This is a genomic window from Paenibacillus piri, assembly GCF_004354045.1.
Lineage (GTDB): Bacteria > Bacillota > Bacilli > Paenibacillales > NBRC-103111 > Paenibacillus_S > Paenibacillus_S piri.
The window spans coordinates 60,560-77,942 of sequence record NZ_SMRT01000017.1 but is presented as its reverse complement, the minus strand read 5'-3'; the positions used below and the strand labels follow the sequence as shown (position 1 = coordinate 77,942).

Sequence of the window (17,383 nt, the reverse complement as noted above, 5' to 3'; positions counted from 1 at the left end):
CAATAATTGGAAAAAATACAAGCAATTCCGGCTAACTACAACGTTACAGATGTTATGCTGAATGCGTTGCAGGATTGGGGCGTATCTTATCTTTTCTGCAACTTGGGAAGCGATCATCCTGCGCTGATCGAAAGTTTTGCGAAAGCGAAGGCCCAAAACCGGCAGATTCCTGAGGTTATCATGTGCCCGCATGAGTTCGCCGCCTTAAGCGCTGCACACGGTCATGCCCTGCTCAGCGGCCGGGCACAGGGAGTTATCGTGCATACCGATGTCGGTACGCAGAATATGGGCGGCAGCTTGCATAATATTCAACGTTCAAGGGTGCCGGCATTTATTTTTGCTGGCGAAACTCCCTTCACATTGGAAGGAGAATTACAAGGCGGAAGGAACTCCCATATTAATCATTTACAAAATGTATATGATCAGCGAGGAATCGTCCGCTCCTATGTAAAGTGGGATTACGAAATTCGAACCGGAAAGAACGTCAAGCAGTTGGTGAATCGCGGCATGCAGCTAGCACACAGTGAGCCGATGGGTCCTGTTTATTTGACGGGTGCGAGAGAAATATTGGAAGAGGAAGTCAGTCCTTCTGAGAATGTATCCGCGGAATGGAAGCCTGTTGAGAAGATCCCGCTGCCGCTACTGGCCGTCGAGCAAATTGTTTCCGCTCTCATTCAAGCGCGGAACCCGCTTATCATTACATCCTACCTGGGCAGAAACACAGATGCTGTACCGCAGCTCGTACAATTTTGCGAAAAGCTGGCAGTTCCAGTCATCGAACAACATGCGACTCATATGAATTTTCCTGGCGATCATCCTTTTCATTTAGGATATCAGGGTGGTACGCTACTGTCCGAAGCGGATGCCATACTAGTCATGGATTGTGACGTACCATGGGTCAGTTCGATTAGTAAGCCGAGCGATGCTTGTAAAGTATTTTATATCGATTCCGATCCGCTGAAAGAAGAAATTCCGCTGTGGTATTTGCAGAACACAACATTTTACCGGGCAGATTGTGGTGAAGCGTTAAAATTACTGAACGAGTATGTACGACGAATCGATTTGCAAACCGAGCGATTTACAGAGCGCCGCCATCGCTTTACTGAATTGCATAAACGTCAGCGGCATGAATGGAAATTACGGGAGAAAGCTCCATCCGGTGATACGATAACCTCTGAATGGTTAACCGCTTGTTTGCGTAATGTGACTGATGATGAGACGATCTTCATGAATGAAACGATAACGAATGCGGGCGTAGTTTCGCAGCATCTTCCACGAAATAAGCCGGCGACGATGTTCGTTAACGGGGGTACTTCCCTGGGGTGGAGCGGCAGTGCGGCTTTCGGCGCCAAGCTGGCCAGGCCTGAAACGACTGTCGTCAACCTAACTGGGGACGGTTCCTATCTGTTCGGAGAGCCTTCAGCTGTCTATTGGATGACGCGGCGTTATCAGGCGCCTTTGCTGACCGTGATCTATAACAACCGTGGTTGGAACGCAACCAAGATGAACCTGCTTAAACTGTATCCTGACGGCATCGCGAAACGGGATGATCGCTACTGGGTCAATTTCGACCAACCGGCGGACTTGGCTAAAATTGCAGAAGCTTCCGGCGGGGCGTATGCTCGAACGATCAAGCGGCCCGACGAGCTGCAGGAAGCGCTGCAGGCCGGAATGGAAGCGGTCAAAAAGGGGCAATCCGCCGTCATTGACGTCCATCTTCCGACCATATCGCAGCAAATTGATTAGCCTGAACATTAGGAGGGGCAGTCCCAATGACATGAAAATGGCTGAAGGATAACCCCTTCAAATGATGTTGTGATCCAACTCTTCCAATTGCCGGTTTCTCCACCTGATTCGTACATTGTACTGTCAGCTGCAACCGGGATACACTCCGATTTGGAAAATCCATGTATGACTTTGGACTTCCCGTCCAAGAGTTCAACATCGATTGTACCTTCACTCGAGTCAATATCCACGAACAAATGCTTACCGTTAAATTCCAGCTTTTTAGTTACGACATATCCGCCTTTTCCTTCATCGGTCAATGAGACAGAACCGTCTCTTCTTAGCTTAGCCAGCCCAACACTGCTCCCTGAATATTCATGTAATAGAATCAAGGTCCGTCGGGATGTTCCGGATAGGTTTCTTTTATTTCCTGATTGTCAACGTATCGGTAAAGTGATAATATGAGTTTGAATACAGATCATATGAGTTGGTGGTCTTTAATGAAAGAGCTGGCAAGCACGAAGGTGTTGAATGAGCTAACGAAGCGGATCGAGCAGGGGGACTGGGAGCCCGGGCAAAAGCTGTCGTCGCTGACGGGGCTCGCCAAAGAATTCCAGGTCGGCGTTTCGACCGTGCGCGAAGCGTTGCGAATTATGGAAAACCGCGGCTACCTGCTGATCGAGCATGGGCGCGGCGTTTACGTGCGCAGCCGCAATTATTGGCACAACGACGCGTCGCTGGAGCTGACGCAGCTGCCGGTCGGCGACTTGTTCTCGCTGCTGGAGTTTCGCGGACTGCTTGAGCCGGAGATGGCGGCGCTTGCAGCCGAGCGCGGCTCGCCGGGGCAAATCCGCAATATTAAACAGGCGGCATCCGTCATGATCGACGATTTGGCGAAAGGTCAGGATTATTACTCGTCGGATATTGCGTTTCACGAATACATCGCGGAAGCCTGCTCGAACGAGGTCATGGCCAAGGTGATGAAGGGCATTTCCGATTTGCTGCTGGAAAGCCGCAGAAAAACGACGCGCATCCCCGGCAGCGCCCAGAAGGCGTCGCATTTTCACATGCTGATCGCGCTGGCGATCGAGCAGCGGAACGCGCCGCTTGCCAAAGAAATGATGAGGGCCCATCTGGAGGATGTCAAGCAGGACAGCATGAAGCTGAAGCAGCCGAACGAGCTGAAGCAGCCGAACGAGCTGAAGCAATCCAAAAACAAAGGGTCAAAGGAATCCAAAGAATCCAAGTAATTTAAGGAATCCAAGGAATCTTAACAGGCGGTATGTAAATGATGCGGAAGCCATTTAGTCAACGGGAAGGTGAAGCGGGATGAAAACAGTTAACAGCCCTATCAATTCTTACAAGGGCAATGTGCAGGGGAAGGCGAACGAGCCGATTACGGTGGCAGGCTTGCTGGACCGCGCGAGGCGCGGGCTTGGAGGCCAGTATGAAGGCGGGGAGCCCGATTGGACGTTGGATAACATTTATGACCGGCTGGAGAGCAATGCGCCGAGGATCGCGATCATCGGCGGCTCTTCCGATCATCCGGCGCACATTTTGGATCATGAGACGGTTTATAAGGCAGCATTGAAAATTTGGCAGGAGGGCGGAGTGCCGTTTTATTTCAGCACGCCGGTGCTTTGCGACGGAACCGCGCAAAACAATATCGGCATGTCCTACTCGCTGCAAAGCCGCAATGCCATTGCGGAAATTGTCGTCAACCAGATGGAAGCGCATTCTTATCACGGCGCTTTCGTGATCCAAGGCTGCGACAAGCAGCCGCTCGGCGTGCTGAGCGGACTGGCGCATCTCGACCGTGTCCGCAGATACCGCGGCGAGCATCATGTATTTGCCACCTTCAGCCCATCCCATGTGCTGAAGGGCGGAACGATTCCCGACGACTTGAGGCGGGAATTGGCGGAGCTGGCGAAAGAGGCGACTGCCGGCGGATTCGACGATATTGCCGCCGACATCGAGGATGCGGTCAGCTATATTTTGCAATGCTCCTCCAACACAGCGTTCCAGGGCGTGTTTCAGCGGGCGGTCGAATGCGGGTTGTTGACCGAGGAACGGCATAAATATTTTGAAAAGCGGCTCGCCGTGAGCACCTGCGATTCGAAGGGCGGCATTTGCGCATTTCATGGCACGGGCAACAGCTCACGCGATATTACGGCCGGGTTCGGCATCGTCTGCCCGGAGCTGGAGCTGTTGACGGAGCCGCCGACACAGGCGCAGGTGAACAAGGCGGTCGAAGCGCTGTTCGCCGTTATCCCCCGGCCGGAATGCGGCGTCAGCGAGCTGGTCAGAACGAACATTGCGAACGCGATTCGCATTCACAGCTCGGGAGGCGGCTCCAGCAACCTGATGATGCACATCGTCGGCGCGATGATCTATGCGGGCTTCGATTTTTCGCTGGAGGATTTGGAAAGCATCGCGAACGAATATCCGATTCCCGACCTGTTCGATTACAGCCTCACGGAGGGCAGAGACATTTATGCGTTGGCCCAGCAATGCTGTTCCGGCCAAATCCGAGGCATGGAAACGCTTATGTACGAGCTGACGCGCAACGGGGTGCCAATGGATCTCGACGCGCCAACGGTGACAGGTCAAACGTGGCGGGAGCGGCTGTCCGACCCGAAAGGGCTGAGCGCGGACGGCGTCAAGGACAATCCGATTATTTTGAGCAAGCCGAGACGCAGCTTCAGCGGCGTGGATGTGCTGCGCAGCAATTTTTTCAACAATGCGGTCGTTAAAATAAGCGGTATGCCGACGAAGCAGCTCGATCAGTTCGACGACAAGGTGGCTTTCGTGCTCTATTATGAAAATGAAGAGGAAGCCAATCATCATCTGCTCGATGTCAATCTGCTCGACGGCTTGAAGGCGAGGAAGCTGTTCAAGCCGGAGCAGCTGAAGCGGATGGCGGTACACAATGCGTCCGTCCCGTCGGAGGAGCTGGCCGGGCTCAGCTATGAGCAGCTGTTTGACCGCGCGGTCGCGGAGGAATGGATCCGCATGGCTGTTATTATTTCGGGACAAGGGCCGGAGGCGTTCGGAATGCCGGAAATGTTCACCCCGATGCAGCATTTGAACGCGCACCGCCAACTGAAACGGCTTACGACGCTGATCAGCGACGGCCGTTATTCGGGCGTGACGTTCGGGGCCGCCGTCGGCCATGTGACGCCGGAGGCGTTTCATGACGGCGGTCTGCTGTACATCGAGGAGGGCGATCTGCTGCATTTGCAGTTCCGTCAAAAGCGGATCGATCTGCTGGACGCCGGGCAGTTCGCAGCGGGCGTTGTATCGCCGTATGCAGGCGATTTGCGCGCCGAACGGAGCGGGCTGGGCGCGCTCCGGCTGGAGAAGCTGCGCAAGCGGCAGCGGCAGGTTGCCGCCTCCAACCGGCTGCGCGATTGTACGGACGCATCGCGCGGCGTCGTGCCGATGGCCGTCGCCCTTGATGCGGAGCTGCCGTGGCGCGAGCTGGGAGAGCCGCAGCGCGAATCGGCCGCAGCCAAGCAGCCGTAACGGGCCTGCCGGACATTCGGAAGTCCCGGTTCACGTTAGCTTCATATTCAATTATACGTAACCCGATAACGGGCAATAGGGGAGAGCTGAGAACGATGGAAAAATCGAGAGCATTGCTGAAATCATTAGGCTATTTGGAGAGAGACGCCTACGATCTTCCGGATTCCGCCAAGCGGTTTCCGGACGGGGCGCAGTATCGTCTGGAAATACCGAGCGTCGAAGGGCCTGAAGCGCTGAAAGCCGTATTCGAGGAGGCCGACCGTTACGGTGTGACGATTCACCGTGTCTCGCAGGGCAGCGGAATTATGCTGCTGACGGACGAGGAAATAACGGAGATGGTGGAGCTGTGCGCGAATCGCGGCGTTGAGCTGAGTCTGTTCGTCGGACCGCGCGGCACCTGGGATATAAGCGCGCTGCCGCTGACGCCGGCGGGCAAAGTGGTCGCGCTGCGCCATGAAGGAATCGATCAGCTCGTCTACGCGATGGAAGATTTGCAGCGTGCCAACCGGCTCGGCGTCCGAGGCGCCTTGGTTGCCGATGAAGGTCTGCTGCTGCTGACCAAGGAAATGAAGAAGCAGGGGTTGATCGCCGAAGATTTTGTCATCAAAGTATCGGTTCAGATGATGGCTGCCAACCCGGTATCGATCAAGCTGATGGAACAGCTCGGCGCGGACACGTATAATGTCCCTACCGCATTGACGCTGCCCAAGCTCGCTTCGATCCGGCCTGCCATCGACATTCCAATCGATTTGTATGTGGAAGTGCCGGACGGCTTCGGCGGATTTATTCGGCATTATGAAATCCCCGAATTTATCCGGCTGTTATCTCCGGTATATATCAAATTCGGCTTGCGCAACCATCCGGACGTTTATCCGAGCGGCAAGCATTTGGAGCAGGTCAACATCAACCTGTGCCGGGAGCGCGTCAGACGGGCCCACATGGGCATGCAGCTGCTGAAGCAGTACGCCCCCGACCTGAAAACGTCGGAGCTGGGAGCTCCGGGCTTAGGCATTCCGGTGCCGCAAAAATAAAGCAGCGCCGGTCCATGCCGGGTGCGGTATGTCCGCTAGTCCGTAAAAATGGAATTGTGGGACATAGAAGAAGTCGTATCCATTTTCTGTTCCCTAAAATTAATCGATAGTCTCCATTAGTAACGCTATTATACGATATAAAATTAAAAGACGCCTTTGCCGGCTTCGTTTTTGAACGGAGCGGGAGGGGCGTTTTGTGTTGCACAGGCGGATGCAAACAGCATGCTCCTTCATTCGTTCCGCCGAGGGGCATGATTGCGGTAAGAAACGCAATATTTTAAACGGATAGAACTTTTTCCCAATCGCTAACGTCTAACCTTGTAAAAGGGCAGAAGGGAAGAATTTACTTGATTTGCACCGTTCATAAAAGTATATACGGTTCTTCACAGTTGTTTCAAACAATATATGGAAGCGGGGCAGGTCGGCAAATTGCATGTTGGTTTGGCGATCGTCTTTTTGCCCCTGACTATTGCGCTATTCCGCTTCGGCGTTATTCCATTAAGCAGTTATGATATCGATTAAAGCGTTTTTGCAAAATATGATTCGAAAGATGAGTAGGGTGGTCCGGCAGGCTAATCAATGTAAAAGAGGAATTTATGATGAATGCAATAAATGATTTGCAATCTTGGCCTGCTTGGAACGGCGGTCCCGTTGCAATATAATTGAATTTGGGTGAAAACCCCAATTTCATCGTAAGGGGACTGACATATGTTCGATGAGCGGATTCATTCGTGGGAGCAGCTGGAATCATTGGGGCTATTCGGCAAACCAAGCAAGCTGGCGGCTAATAAAGTGATGCGCGAGCTGGATTCGTACAGCCAGGATTTTATCGCCAAATCGCCGTTTCTGGTCATTTCCACCGCCGATGCGGAAGGACGATGCGATGTTTCGCCGCGTGGAGACGCCCCCGGATTTGTACATGTAATAGACGAACGGCATTTGTTTATTCCCGACCGGCCGGGCAACCGGAGAATGGACTCGGCACGAAATATTTTGACCAATCCGCAGATCGGGCTGCTTTTTATCGTCCCCGGCTTGGGAGAAACGTTTCGGGTCAACGGTCAGGCGTGCGTGACGCGAGACAGGAGGCTGCTCGAGCTGTCAGCGGTAAACGGCAATATGCCTTTGCTCGGCATCGGGGTACAGGTGGAGGAATGCTTCCTGCATTGCGCGAAGGCGTTCAAACGATCCGGATTATGGGAGCCGGAAACTTGGCCGGATGAGGAGCGGCGGCCCTCGGCGCCGCGCATGCTCGTTGCACATGTGAAAGCCAAGATGGCCGTCACGGAGGATGAAGTCAAAGAGCTGCTGCACGAGAGCTATACGAAGCGTTTATACTAGGCCGCGAGCCGGACCGCTGCCCGAGTATCGGGATAAGGAAGGAGACGAACGCATGATGATCCGCTTTTTGGAGCCGGCTGACGCTGAAGTGTACAGGGAGCTGCGCTTAAAATCGCTGCTGGAAAATCCCGAAGCTTTTTTAACGACGTACGATATTCAAAAAGAAAAGCCGATTGAGGAAACGCGGCGCAATTTGGAGCGGTCTGCCGACAAATTTACGCTTGGCGGGTTTGCCGATCGTCATAAGCTGGTCGGGATGGTTACGTTTATTCGCGAAAGCAATCCGAAGATTCGGCATAAAGGGAACATCTATGCCATGTACGTAGCTCCGGAAGCCAGGGGCCGGCGATTCGGCCATGCGCTGCTTGCAAGCTTGCTGGAGCAGGCCGGACAATGCGAAGGGCTGGAGCAGATTAATTTGGCCGTAGTCTCCTCCAATGCGGCGGCCAAACGGCTGTATGAATCGGCCGGCTTTACCGTATACGGGACGGAACGGAACGCCGCGAAATACGACGGCCGTTATTGGGATGACGATTTGATGGTTTTCAACTTGCAGCGGCGGACAAACGGAACAGGAGGCTGAGATATGGGGACAAACGTTAAAATCGCGATCGTCGGAGCAGGCATGGTCGGCGCCGTCCATGCGCAGGCGATCCGCTCGACGGATGGCGCCGAGCTGGTCTGTGTGCACAGCCGCAGCGCGGAGACGGGAAAAGCTTTTGCGGTGAAGCATGACTGCGCTTTTGAGGCGGATTTGCACGCGCTGCTCCGCAATGCGGATATTGACGCGGTGGCGATTTGCACGCCGAGCGGCAGTCATGCCGACATCGCCATACTCGCCGCGCGGCAAGGCAAGCATGTGCTGGTCGAAAAGCCGCTCGATATCGATCTGGGAAAGGCGGATCGGGCGATCGAGGAATGCCGCCGCAGCGGCGTGAAGCTGTCGGTCGTCTTTCAGCTGCGCTTCATGCCGGAAGTGGTCAGGGCGAAGCGGATTCTGGAGTCGGGCCAGCTCGGCAAACTGATCGAGGCGGACGCATATTTGAAGTTTTACCGGCCGGAATCGTATTACCTCAGCAGCCGCTGGAAAGGAACCCGGCAATGGGACGGCGGCGGCGCATTGATGAACCAGGGCATTCACGGGCTCGATCTGCTGCTGTGGCTTGCCGGTCCGGTCAATTCCGTGACGGCGCAGGTGCGTACCTTGAGGCATTCTATTGAAGTGGAGGATACGGCTGCTGCGATCGTTCAATACGGGAACGGCGCTATCGGCGTTATCCAAGGAACGACCTCCGTCTATCCCGATCATCCCCAACTGCTCACGTTTCACGGAACGAACGGCACCATGGAGCTGGCCGGAACGGAGGTTCCCTATATTCGCAGGCTGACGCTGTTGGACAGCCCCGAACGCGACATATCCGCTCCGCCGCCTGCCGACGACCGGCTCGGCGAAGCGCATGTCCGGCAGTATCAGGATTTCGTGGAGTCGATACGCAGCAGCCGGGAGCCTTCGATCAACGGGCAGGAAGGGCGCAAAGCGCTGGAGCTGGTACGGGCTATTTACTTGTCTTCCGAACGGCGCGGCACGGTTGAGATGCCCTTGTAATCGACCATTCCATTTATACCGTCACTTGACTCCATTCGTCGATCATTATATGAATATAATTATATTGAATCGTAATATTATCTGATAGAATTCAAATTCCATATCCTATAAAATGATCATATGCTTATATTCCATTGGATTGGAGCGATGTGGGCGATGAATGTGGAAAAATATTGGGAAGATTTGAACGTTCTTCATATCAACAGGGAGGAGCCGCGCGCCTATTATATTCCGTATGCGGATAACGAAAGCGCTTACGAACGCAAGCGCGGCCGCTCCCCGTACTACCAGACGCTGAACGGCAGCTGGAAATTTCAATACCATCCGAGCGTAAATACGGTTCAGGACGATTTTTACAAGGAAGGGGCCGATGTAAGCGGCTGGGATCATTTAATCGTTCCTTCCTGCTGGCAGGTGAACGGTTACGATCAGCTTCATTATACGAACGTCAATTATCCGATTCCATGCGATCCGCCTTATGTGCCCAATGACAATCCGGCCGGCCTGTATGTCAGGGAATTCAACATATCCGGGCAGTGGGACGGAAAAGAAAAATACGTCGTATTCGAAGGGGTCAACTCCTGCTTCTATTTGTGGATCAACGGCGCGTTTGTCGGCTACAGCCAGGGCAGCCGCGTTCCGGCCGAATTCCTCATCACTCCGTATTTGCGCAGCGGACGGAACCGGATGGCGGTGATGGTGCTGAAATGGTGCGACGGCACTTATTTGGAGGATCAGGATCTATGGCGATTTTCCGGCATATTCAGAGATGTATATATGCTTGCCCGCGAGCCGGTTCATATCCGCGACCTATTCAACCGGCAGCAGCTGTCGGCCGATGGGCGCCAAGCGGAGCTGCGCTGCGAGCTGGACGTTACCGGGCAGACCGATGTCAGAGCCGAGCTGCAGGACGCCGAAGGTCGGACCATTTGCGAGGCGCAAGCGCGTATCGACGGCAAAGGCGTGCTAAAGCTGGAGGTCGAGGAGCCGACCCTTTGGAATGCCGAGCAACCCTACTTATACAGCTTGTATGTAACCGGCGGCAAGGAAGTGCTGCATATTTCCGTCGGCTTCCGGACGGTTGCCGTTCAGGCGGGCGTTTTTACTATCAACGGCAAAGCGGTGAAGCTGAAAGGAGTCAATCGTCACGATTCGCATCCCGAGCTTGGACAGACGATCCCGGTCCATCACATGATCAAAGATCTGATGCTGATGAAGCGGCATAACGTCAATACGATCCGCACCTCCCATTATCCGAACGATCCGCGGTTTCTGGAGCTGTGCGACGCTTATGGCTTTTACGTTGTGGACGAAGCCGATCTCGAATGTCACGGCGTGCTGCGGGCTGGAGATTTTCATATGCTGAGCAAAAATCCCGACTGGCAGCCAAGCTTTGTCGAGCGTGCGGTGCGCATGGTGGAGCGGGATAAAAATCATGCTTCAATCGTAATGTGGTCGATGGGCAATGAATCCGGCTACGATATTAACCATATCGCCATGGCCGAATGGACCAAATCGAGAGATGCGTCCAGACCGGTCCATTACGAAGGCGCAGCTCCAAGATACGAAGGCAACCCGAACACGGAATGCCTCGACGTGGACAGCCATATGTATGCAACCGTCGACTATATCGAGCAGTATGCCCGGGACGAGCGGTCGACCAAGCCGCTGTTTCTGTGCGAATACAGCCATGCGATGGGCAACGGACCCGGCGATTTGAAAGATTATTGGGACGTTATTTATCGCTATCCGAAGCTGATGGGCGGCTGCGTATGGGAATGGTGCGATCATGGCATTCGGACGGAGACGAAGGAAGGCGTGCCGTTTTTCGCCTATGGCGGCGATTTCGGGGATAAGCCGAACGACGGAAACTTTTGTATCGACGGTCTGGTCTCGCCTGACCGCAAACCGCACACGGGCTTGCTGGAGCTGAAAAAAATTATCGCGCCGATTCGAATCGAAGCGGATTGTTTGGAAGAGGGCTCCATGACGATAACCAATCTTTATGATTTTGTCGATTTGTCCCATGTTTCGATCAACTGGAAGGTCGAGAAGGACGGACAAATCGTGGAGCAGGGCGAAATCGCGAACATCGATACGGCTCCGCACGCGTCACAAACGGTGACGCTTCCTTACCGGCTGCCGGCAGCTTCATCCGGCCGTTATTTGCTGACGGTGTCCTGCAGGCTGAGGCGCGATACGCTATGGGCGGAAGCCGGGCATGAACTCGCGTTCGAGCAATTCAAGCTTCCGGTTGCGGAAGCCGGCCTGCCGCACAATCGGGCAACGGGAACGTCGTCGATTCAGGTGGAACGGGAAGGCGCGCAGGTGCGCGTGATCGGCTTTGACTTTGAGCATGCTTTCGATTTGTCCACCGGCACTTTTACCGGCATATCCAAGCAGGGCGTGCCGATGCTGCAAGCGCCTGCGGCATTCGGCATCTGGAGAGCGCCGACGGACAATGACCGCAACATCAAGCACAAATGGATGGAGGAAGGCTACGACAGGGCGGTTCCCCATGTGTATCGTGCGGATATAACGGAACAGACGGAGCAAGCAATCGAATTTACGGTCGATTTCTCGCTGGGCGGCTACATCAAACGGCCGATTTTGCACGGCCAGTCGGTGTGGCGAGTCGACGGTACCGGCGAAATTGCGATGCGCGTGCAGGCTCGGGTCAGAGAAGAGCTCGTCTTTTTACCGCGCTTCGGCTTGCAGCTGACGATGCCGTGGGGAACGGAGGAGGTCGAATATTTCGGACTCGGCCCTCATGAAAGCTACATCGATAAGCGGCACAGTACAAAACGGGGCAAATATATAATGACCGTCGACGAGATGTTCGAAAACTACATTATGCCTCAGGAAAACGGCTCGCGCTACGAAACGGAGTGGGCTGTCGTCTCCAACGAGCAGGGAATGGGTCTCAAGTTTACGGCTCCTGAGGCCTTCTCCTTTAACGCGGCGCATTATACGCCGGAAGATTTGACTGCCGCCACCCACGCTCATCAGCTGGTAAAGCGCAGAGAGACGATCGTCCATCTCGATTATAAAATGAGCGGAGTCGGCTCCAATTCATGCGGTCCCGAGCTGCTTGCGCCGTATCGTCTGGATGAAAAGGAATTCGAATTCCGGCTGACGATCAAGCCTTTGTTTAAAGAGGACGAGTAAAGCGGACAAGAGGTCATTTTAAAAAACGGAGTCATGCGGAATTTTTTCCGTGATGGCTCCTTTTTTTGACATAATAAGAAATTATAAAATCCGGGGAACCAAGATGTTTCCCTTTTTAAATGAAAGAAGTAGGAAGTTCAAGAACTGCGGAAATGCAAAGAAAGGATTTAAACTGCTCGTCTGTGAAGGCTGCCATGACATGAAAGTCATATTTTACCGGTGCAAAGGCCGATTTTGTACAGCCTCCTCATGCAATGAAACCGAAGAATGGAGCCGAGTGTTTTTCCCCCTGCCTAGTCTAATCGAAGGAACACGACTTCAACAACGGCTGTAACCCCACATCCATCCCTCCCAACGCTCAAACGTATATCTTACACCAAGGACGCCGCAAGGCGTTGTTCTTAGCCTTTAGCTTGAACGAATGCGGGACAAACCGGCATATTTCTATGCTGAGCGTAATACAAAATAATAGTGAAGGGAGAGTGATAGATTGAATGTCCCGGCTTCATGACTTGGCGGCAAAGCCTAATGTACTCATTTTTATGCCAAATAAAACGCGACGCATAAGGAGTCTCTATGTCTGATAAACCGGTTACGATCCATGATATTGCCGAAATGGCAAATGCTTCCGCCGCAACCGTCTCCCGGGTGCTCAGCAACAGCAGTTATCCGGTAAGCCACGACATGCGTCGGAAAATAAGGGCGGCAGCCAAAGCGCTCAACTATACGCCCAACATGCTCGGAAGACAGCTGAAAAAAAATAACAGCATGACAATAGGCGTCATTATTCCGTCCATCACGAATCCGTTTTATGCGGATGTCGTGCTCGGAATCGAGGAAATCGCCCGCAAGCACGGCTATCATGTGCTGCTCTGCAATTCCCACCAAAATCCGCAGCTGGAGGCCGAGTACTTACAGACACTGCTGGAGAAGCAGGTGAAAGGAATCATCGTATCCTCCATTTCCAGACAAAAGGATTTGCTTCAGCCGTATTTGGCCAAAGGCGTAAAGATCATTGCGATGGATCAAATTATCGATAATCCGGACGTATATCAGATTGGATTCGATTACCGAAAAGGGGCGTATATGGCCTGCCGTTATTTAATCGGGCAGGGTCATACCCGTATCGCTCTGGTTACCGCGCCGTTAAACCGGCCGAGCCGGATCAGCCTGCTGAACGGCTATCAGGACGCCCATCGGGAAGCGGGAATTACGCCGCTCAAGGCATGGTTTCAAGAGTCGGAAGATTCCGAGGACATCTCGTACGGCAGCGCCTTTGAATTTACGAACGGCAAGCTGCTGACCCGCAAGCTGCTGCACATGGCCGAGCGGCCTACCGCCATTTTGGCCTGCAATGACCTTACGGCTGCCGGCGTTATCAATGAGCTTGGCGAATATGGAATTGAGGTGCCCGGCCAAATTTCCGTTATCGGGTTCGACAACATCGAATTATCGCAAATGCTTACGCCCGCATTAACGACTGTAGATCTCCCGAAATACGAAATGGGCAGATTTGCCTGCAGCACACTGATGGATCTGCTGGAAGGCAATGAGATACGGGCAAAGGAAGTTGTGCTGGAGCCCGAATTAATCGTTCGAAAATCTGCAGCCAAATTGGAATAAATGTACATGCGGCACATATGATTGTTACATCTTTGTTGTCAGAAACCGATTTCTACAGATGAACAGAAATCGGTTTCTATAATAAAAAACGGTTATATTTTGCCGGTTTTATAACCTATTTTGATTTTGAAGGGGAGAACAGGATGAATGTAAAAATTTTGCGAAATGCCGAGGAGCTGGGGCAGGAAGCGGCTTCATTGGCAGCAAATCTGCTCAAAGGAACGATCGCGCAAAAAGGGAGGGCCCGCCTGGTGTTATCCACAGGCGCTTCGCAATTTGAAACGCTGCAAGCATTGGTCCATACGGATGTGGATTGGAGCAAGGTCGAAATGTTCCATCTGGATGAATATGTAAATCTTTCGGAAAGCCATCCTGCCAGCTTCCGCAAATATTTGAAGGAGCGGTTTGTCGATTCGGTTCCGCTCCAAATGGCCCATTTCGTTAACGGAGAAGGAAATATCGACGAGCACATTGCAGTATTGACCCGGGAAATCCGCAAGGAACCGATTGATCTGGCGTTAATCGGAATCGGTGAAAATGCGCATATCGCGTTCAACGACCCGCCTGCCGACTTTGAGACGGAAGCGGCTTATATCGTGGTCCAATTGGATGAAGCCTGTAAAAGACAGCAGGTGGGTGAAGGCTGGTTTGCCTCGCTGGAGGAGGTTCCGAAGCAGGCGATTACGATGACGGTTCATCAAATTATGCAATGCAAAACGATCATTTCGTGTGTGCCGCATAAAGTGAAGGCGCGTGCGATCCGGCATTTTTTTGCCAGCGAGGTGACCCGTGAAATTCCCGCAACCATCTTGAAGTCGCATCCCGATTATACGTTATTTCTTGATCGGCAGTCCGCTTCGGAAGCCGAGCTGTTCGGAAAGGAGTAAGCCGATGAAACAGGCTCAAACCTGGACGGGCAAGCATTGGATTACCGGGGAAAACATTGCGGTTACCGTTGAAGGCAGCCGTGTCGTCGTCGTCGAACCGGCGGAACCGGCGCATTTGACGGCGGATCGCTGGATCGCGCCAGGGCTGATCGACGTGCAGCTTAACGGTATCGGCGGCTTCGATCTGAACGATGCGGATATGACGGTGGAAACGGTCAGGCAGGTCGTGCGCACCTTGCATCGGGGGGGCGTTACCCGTTTTTGCCCTACCGTCGTGACCGGAACGCGCGAGCGTATGCTTCGCTGCCTACGAACGATTGCCGAAGCGTGCGAAGCCGACCCGCAGGTCGATTATGCGGTTATCGGCATTCATGTGGAGGGACCTTTTATTGCGCTGGAGGACGGCCCGCGCGGTGCGCATAACCGCAAATGGGTGAGAGACCCGGATTGGCAGGAGTTTATGGCGTGGAACGAAGCGGCGGGGGGACGCATTTGCAAGGTGACGCTGGCGCCGGAGAAGCCGGGGGCGGTCTCCTTCTATAAGCAGCTGCGGCAGCTCGGGATCGTCGGCTCGATCGGCCATACCGCCGCCACGGAGGAGCAGATTCAGGCAGCGGTCGAAGCCGGAGCGACGATGAGCACTCATTTGGGCAACGGCGCGCATCCGTACATCAAGCGTCATCCCAACTATATATGGGCGCAGCTGGCCGATGACCGCTTATGGGCGGGTCTCATTCCCGACGGCTTTCATCTTCCGATGTCGACGCTGAAGGTAATGATCCGCACGAAAGGACGCAAAGCGATCCTGACGAGCGACGCCGTCCATTTGGCGGGTATGCCGCCCGGCCGATACCGCACGCATATTAATGACGATGTCGTGCTGGAGGCGGACGGATTTCTGCATTTGGCAGCGACGCCGGACATACTGGCCGGCTCGGCGACGCCGCTGCATATCGGTCTGCAGCGTGCGGCCGCAGCGGGCATTTGCTCGTTTGGGGAAGCGATCAATATGGCGACGCTGCATCCGGCCGAGCTGCTCGGGCTCGCCGGAGACGGCGTCGGAACGATCCGGCCCGGCTCTCCGGCGGATTTCATCCTGTACGAGCAGTCGCCCGATAGCGGCTGGACGCTGCTTAAGACGGTTTCCTGCGGAGAAACGGTATATTCAAGCTCGGTCGTACGGGAAGAAGCGGAAGATGAAACGATAAAAGACGAAGGTGGGAATTCTCTATGAAAACGTATGCCATTGTCGGAGCGGGCAGCCGTTGCACGTCGATGTTCGCCCTTCCGATCGTTCGGCAGTTTGCCGACATTGCCCGCATTGTCGGCGTCTATGACACGAACCGCAAGCGGGCCGAGCTGCTGCAGCATAAATGCGGCGGAGGCTTTCCGGTCTATGACGGCTTTGAGCGGATGCTGGAGGAAGCGAAGCCGGATTATGTCATCGTGACGACGATCGACCGTTACCACCACGAATATATCATTAAAGCGCTGGAAATGGGCTGCGACGCCATTACCGAGAAGCCGATGACGATCGACGAGCATAAATGCTGCGCGATCCTGGAGGCGGAACGGCGTACCGGTCACAAGGTGACGGTTACGTTCAATATGCGCTACAGACCTTTTACGGCGAGGATCAAGGAGCTGCTCCGGCAAAAGGCGATCGGGCAGCCGCTGAGCGTCCATTTCGAGTGGTTTCTCGACACGAACCACGGCGCGGACTACTTCCGCAGATGGCACCGCAGAAAGGAAAATTCCGGCGGCCTGCTCATTCATAAATCGACCCACCATTTCGACTTTATCAACTGGCTGCTGGAGGAAGAGCCCGTTCAGGTTTCTGCGTTCGGCTCGCTGCGCTATTACGGGCCGGTCCGCGACGAGCGCGGGATCCGTTGTCTGACATGCAACCATGCGAAGACCTGCGAGTTTTATTTCGACATCGGCAAGGAGGCTACCCGGGAATTGTATTTGGGCTGTGAATCCGCGGACGGCTATTATCGCGATCAATGCGTATTTTCCGACGAGATCGATATCGAGGATACGGTCAGTCTGAGTGTCCGGTATTCCGGCGGCACCCTCATGAGCTATTCGTTGACGGCGCATTCGCCGTTCGAAGGCTTTAAGCTTGCGATCAACGGCACCGGGGGACGGCTCGAAGCGGAGACGTTTCATGGCGCTGTGGGCCCGTTCGCCGGCGAGGATATAAACCGTCTGCGCCTGTACAATCGCGAGGAGGAAGAAATCGCGTTCCGGCTGCCTGTCGTCGGGGGCGCCCACGGCGGCGGGGACGAGCGGCTGCTGCAGATGCTGTTCCGCGGCAATATGCCCGATCCGCTGCAGCAGCAAGCGAGCTCCTGGGACGGAGCCATGTCCAATGCGATCGGCTTTGCGGCAAATATTTCGATGCGCGAGGGGCGCTCCGTCACGGTCTCCGATTTGGTGAAAAAGCCGCTTTAAGCGTACGCGGGTATGATCCG

General features: G+C 54.2%; 12 protein-coding genes and 1 pseudogene. All 13 read left to right on the top strand.

Annotation, left to right across the window (positions count from 1 at the left end):
• Positions 1-6: 6 nt before the first annotated feature.
• The 13 genes and pseudogenes from E1757_RS27420 (at position 7) to E1757_RS27360 (ending at position 17,363) form a co-directional block, all read left to right on the top strand.
• Positions 7-1,746 (top strand): thiamine pyrophosphate-requiring protein, encoded by a 1,740-nt coding sequence (locus E1757_RS27420; RefSeq protein WP_246079565.1) that lies wholly within the window; start codon positions 7-9, stop codon positions 1,744-1,746.
• Between the two features lie 479 nt (positions 1,747-2,225).
• Positions 2,226-2,975: a FadR/GntR family transcriptional regulator gene (locus E1757_RS27415; protein ID WP_165972319.1), complete on the top strand. Its 750-nt coding sequence runs from the start codon at positions 2,226-2,228 to the stop codon at positions 2,973-2,975.
• A gap of 79 nt (positions 2,976-3,054) precedes the next feature.
• Entirely contained in the window at positions 3,055-5,250 is a 2,196-nt protein-coding gene (locus tag E1757_RS27410; protein WP_133234239.1) for a dihydroxy-acid dehydratase domain-containing protein, read from the top strand.
• A gap of 95 nt (positions 5,251-5,345) precedes the next feature.
• Complete coding sequence (locus E1757_RS27405; RefSeq protein WP_133234237.1) at positions 5,346-6,281, top strand: U32 family peptidase; 936 nt, start codon at positions 5,346-5,348, stop codon at positions 6,279-6,281.
• Between the two features lie 708 nt (positions 6,282-6,989).
• Entirely contained in the window at positions 6,990-7,622 is a 633-nt protein-coding gene (locus tag E1757_RS27400; protein WP_133234235.1) for a pyridoxamine 5'-phosphate oxidase family protein, read from the top strand.
• Positions 7,623-7,674: 52 nt separating this feature from the next.
• A complete protein-coding gene (locus E1757_RS27395) occupies positions 7,675-8,205 on the top strand; it encodes a GNAT family N-acetyltransferase (protein WP_133234233.1) in 531 nt (176 codons plus the stop codon).
• Positions 8,206-8,208: 3 nt separating this feature from the next.
• Positions 8,209-9,228: a Gfo/Idh/MocA family protein gene (locus E1757_RS27390; protein WP_133234231.1), complete on the top strand. Its 1,020-nt coding sequence runs from the start codon at positions 8,209-8,211 to the stop codon at positions 9,226-9,228.
• A gap of 156 nt (positions 9,229-9,384) precedes the next feature.
• Positions 9,385-12,396: a glycoside hydrolase family 2 TIM barrel-domain containing protein gene (locus E1757_RS27385; protein WP_342774601.1), complete on the top strand. Its 3,012-nt coding sequence runs from the start codon at positions 9,385-9,387 to the stop codon at positions 12,394-12,396.
• Positions 12,397-12,499: 103 nt separating this feature from the next.
• Positions 12,500-12,676, top strand: a pseudogene (locus E1757_RS27380) (transposase zinc-binding domain-containing protein); the annotation flags it as partial.
• Positions 12,677-12,972: 296 nt separating this feature from the next.
• On the top strand, positions 12,973-14,019 hold the full coding sequence (locus tag E1757_RS27375; protein WP_133234225.1) for a LacI family DNA-binding transcriptional regulator: 1,047 nt from the start codon (positions 12,973-12,975) through the stop codon (positions 14,017-14,019).
• Positions 14,020-14,162: 143 nt separating this feature from the next.
• On the top strand, positions 14,163-14,906 hold the full coding sequence (locus E1757_RS27370) for a glucosamine-6-phosphate deaminase (protein WP_133234223.1): 744 nt from the start codon (positions 14,163-14,165) through the stop codon (positions 14,904-14,906).
• 4 nt (positions 14,907-14,910) lie between these two features.
• Positions 14,911-16,140: an N-acetylglucosamine-6-phosphate deacetylase gene (locus E1757_RS27365; RefSeq protein ID WP_133234221.1), complete on the top strand. Its 1,230-nt coding sequence runs from the start codon at positions 14,911-14,913 to the stop codon at positions 16,138-16,140.
• Positions 16,137-17,363, top strand: coding sequence for a Gfo/Idh/MocA family protein (locus E1757_RS27360; protein WP_133234219.1), 1,227 nt, complete (start codon positions 16,137-16,139; stop codon positions 17,361-17,363). The genes E1757_RS27365 and E1757_RS27360 overlap by 4 nt, the downstream gene beginning before the upstream one ends.
• Positions 17,364-17,383: the final 20 nt, after the last annotated feature.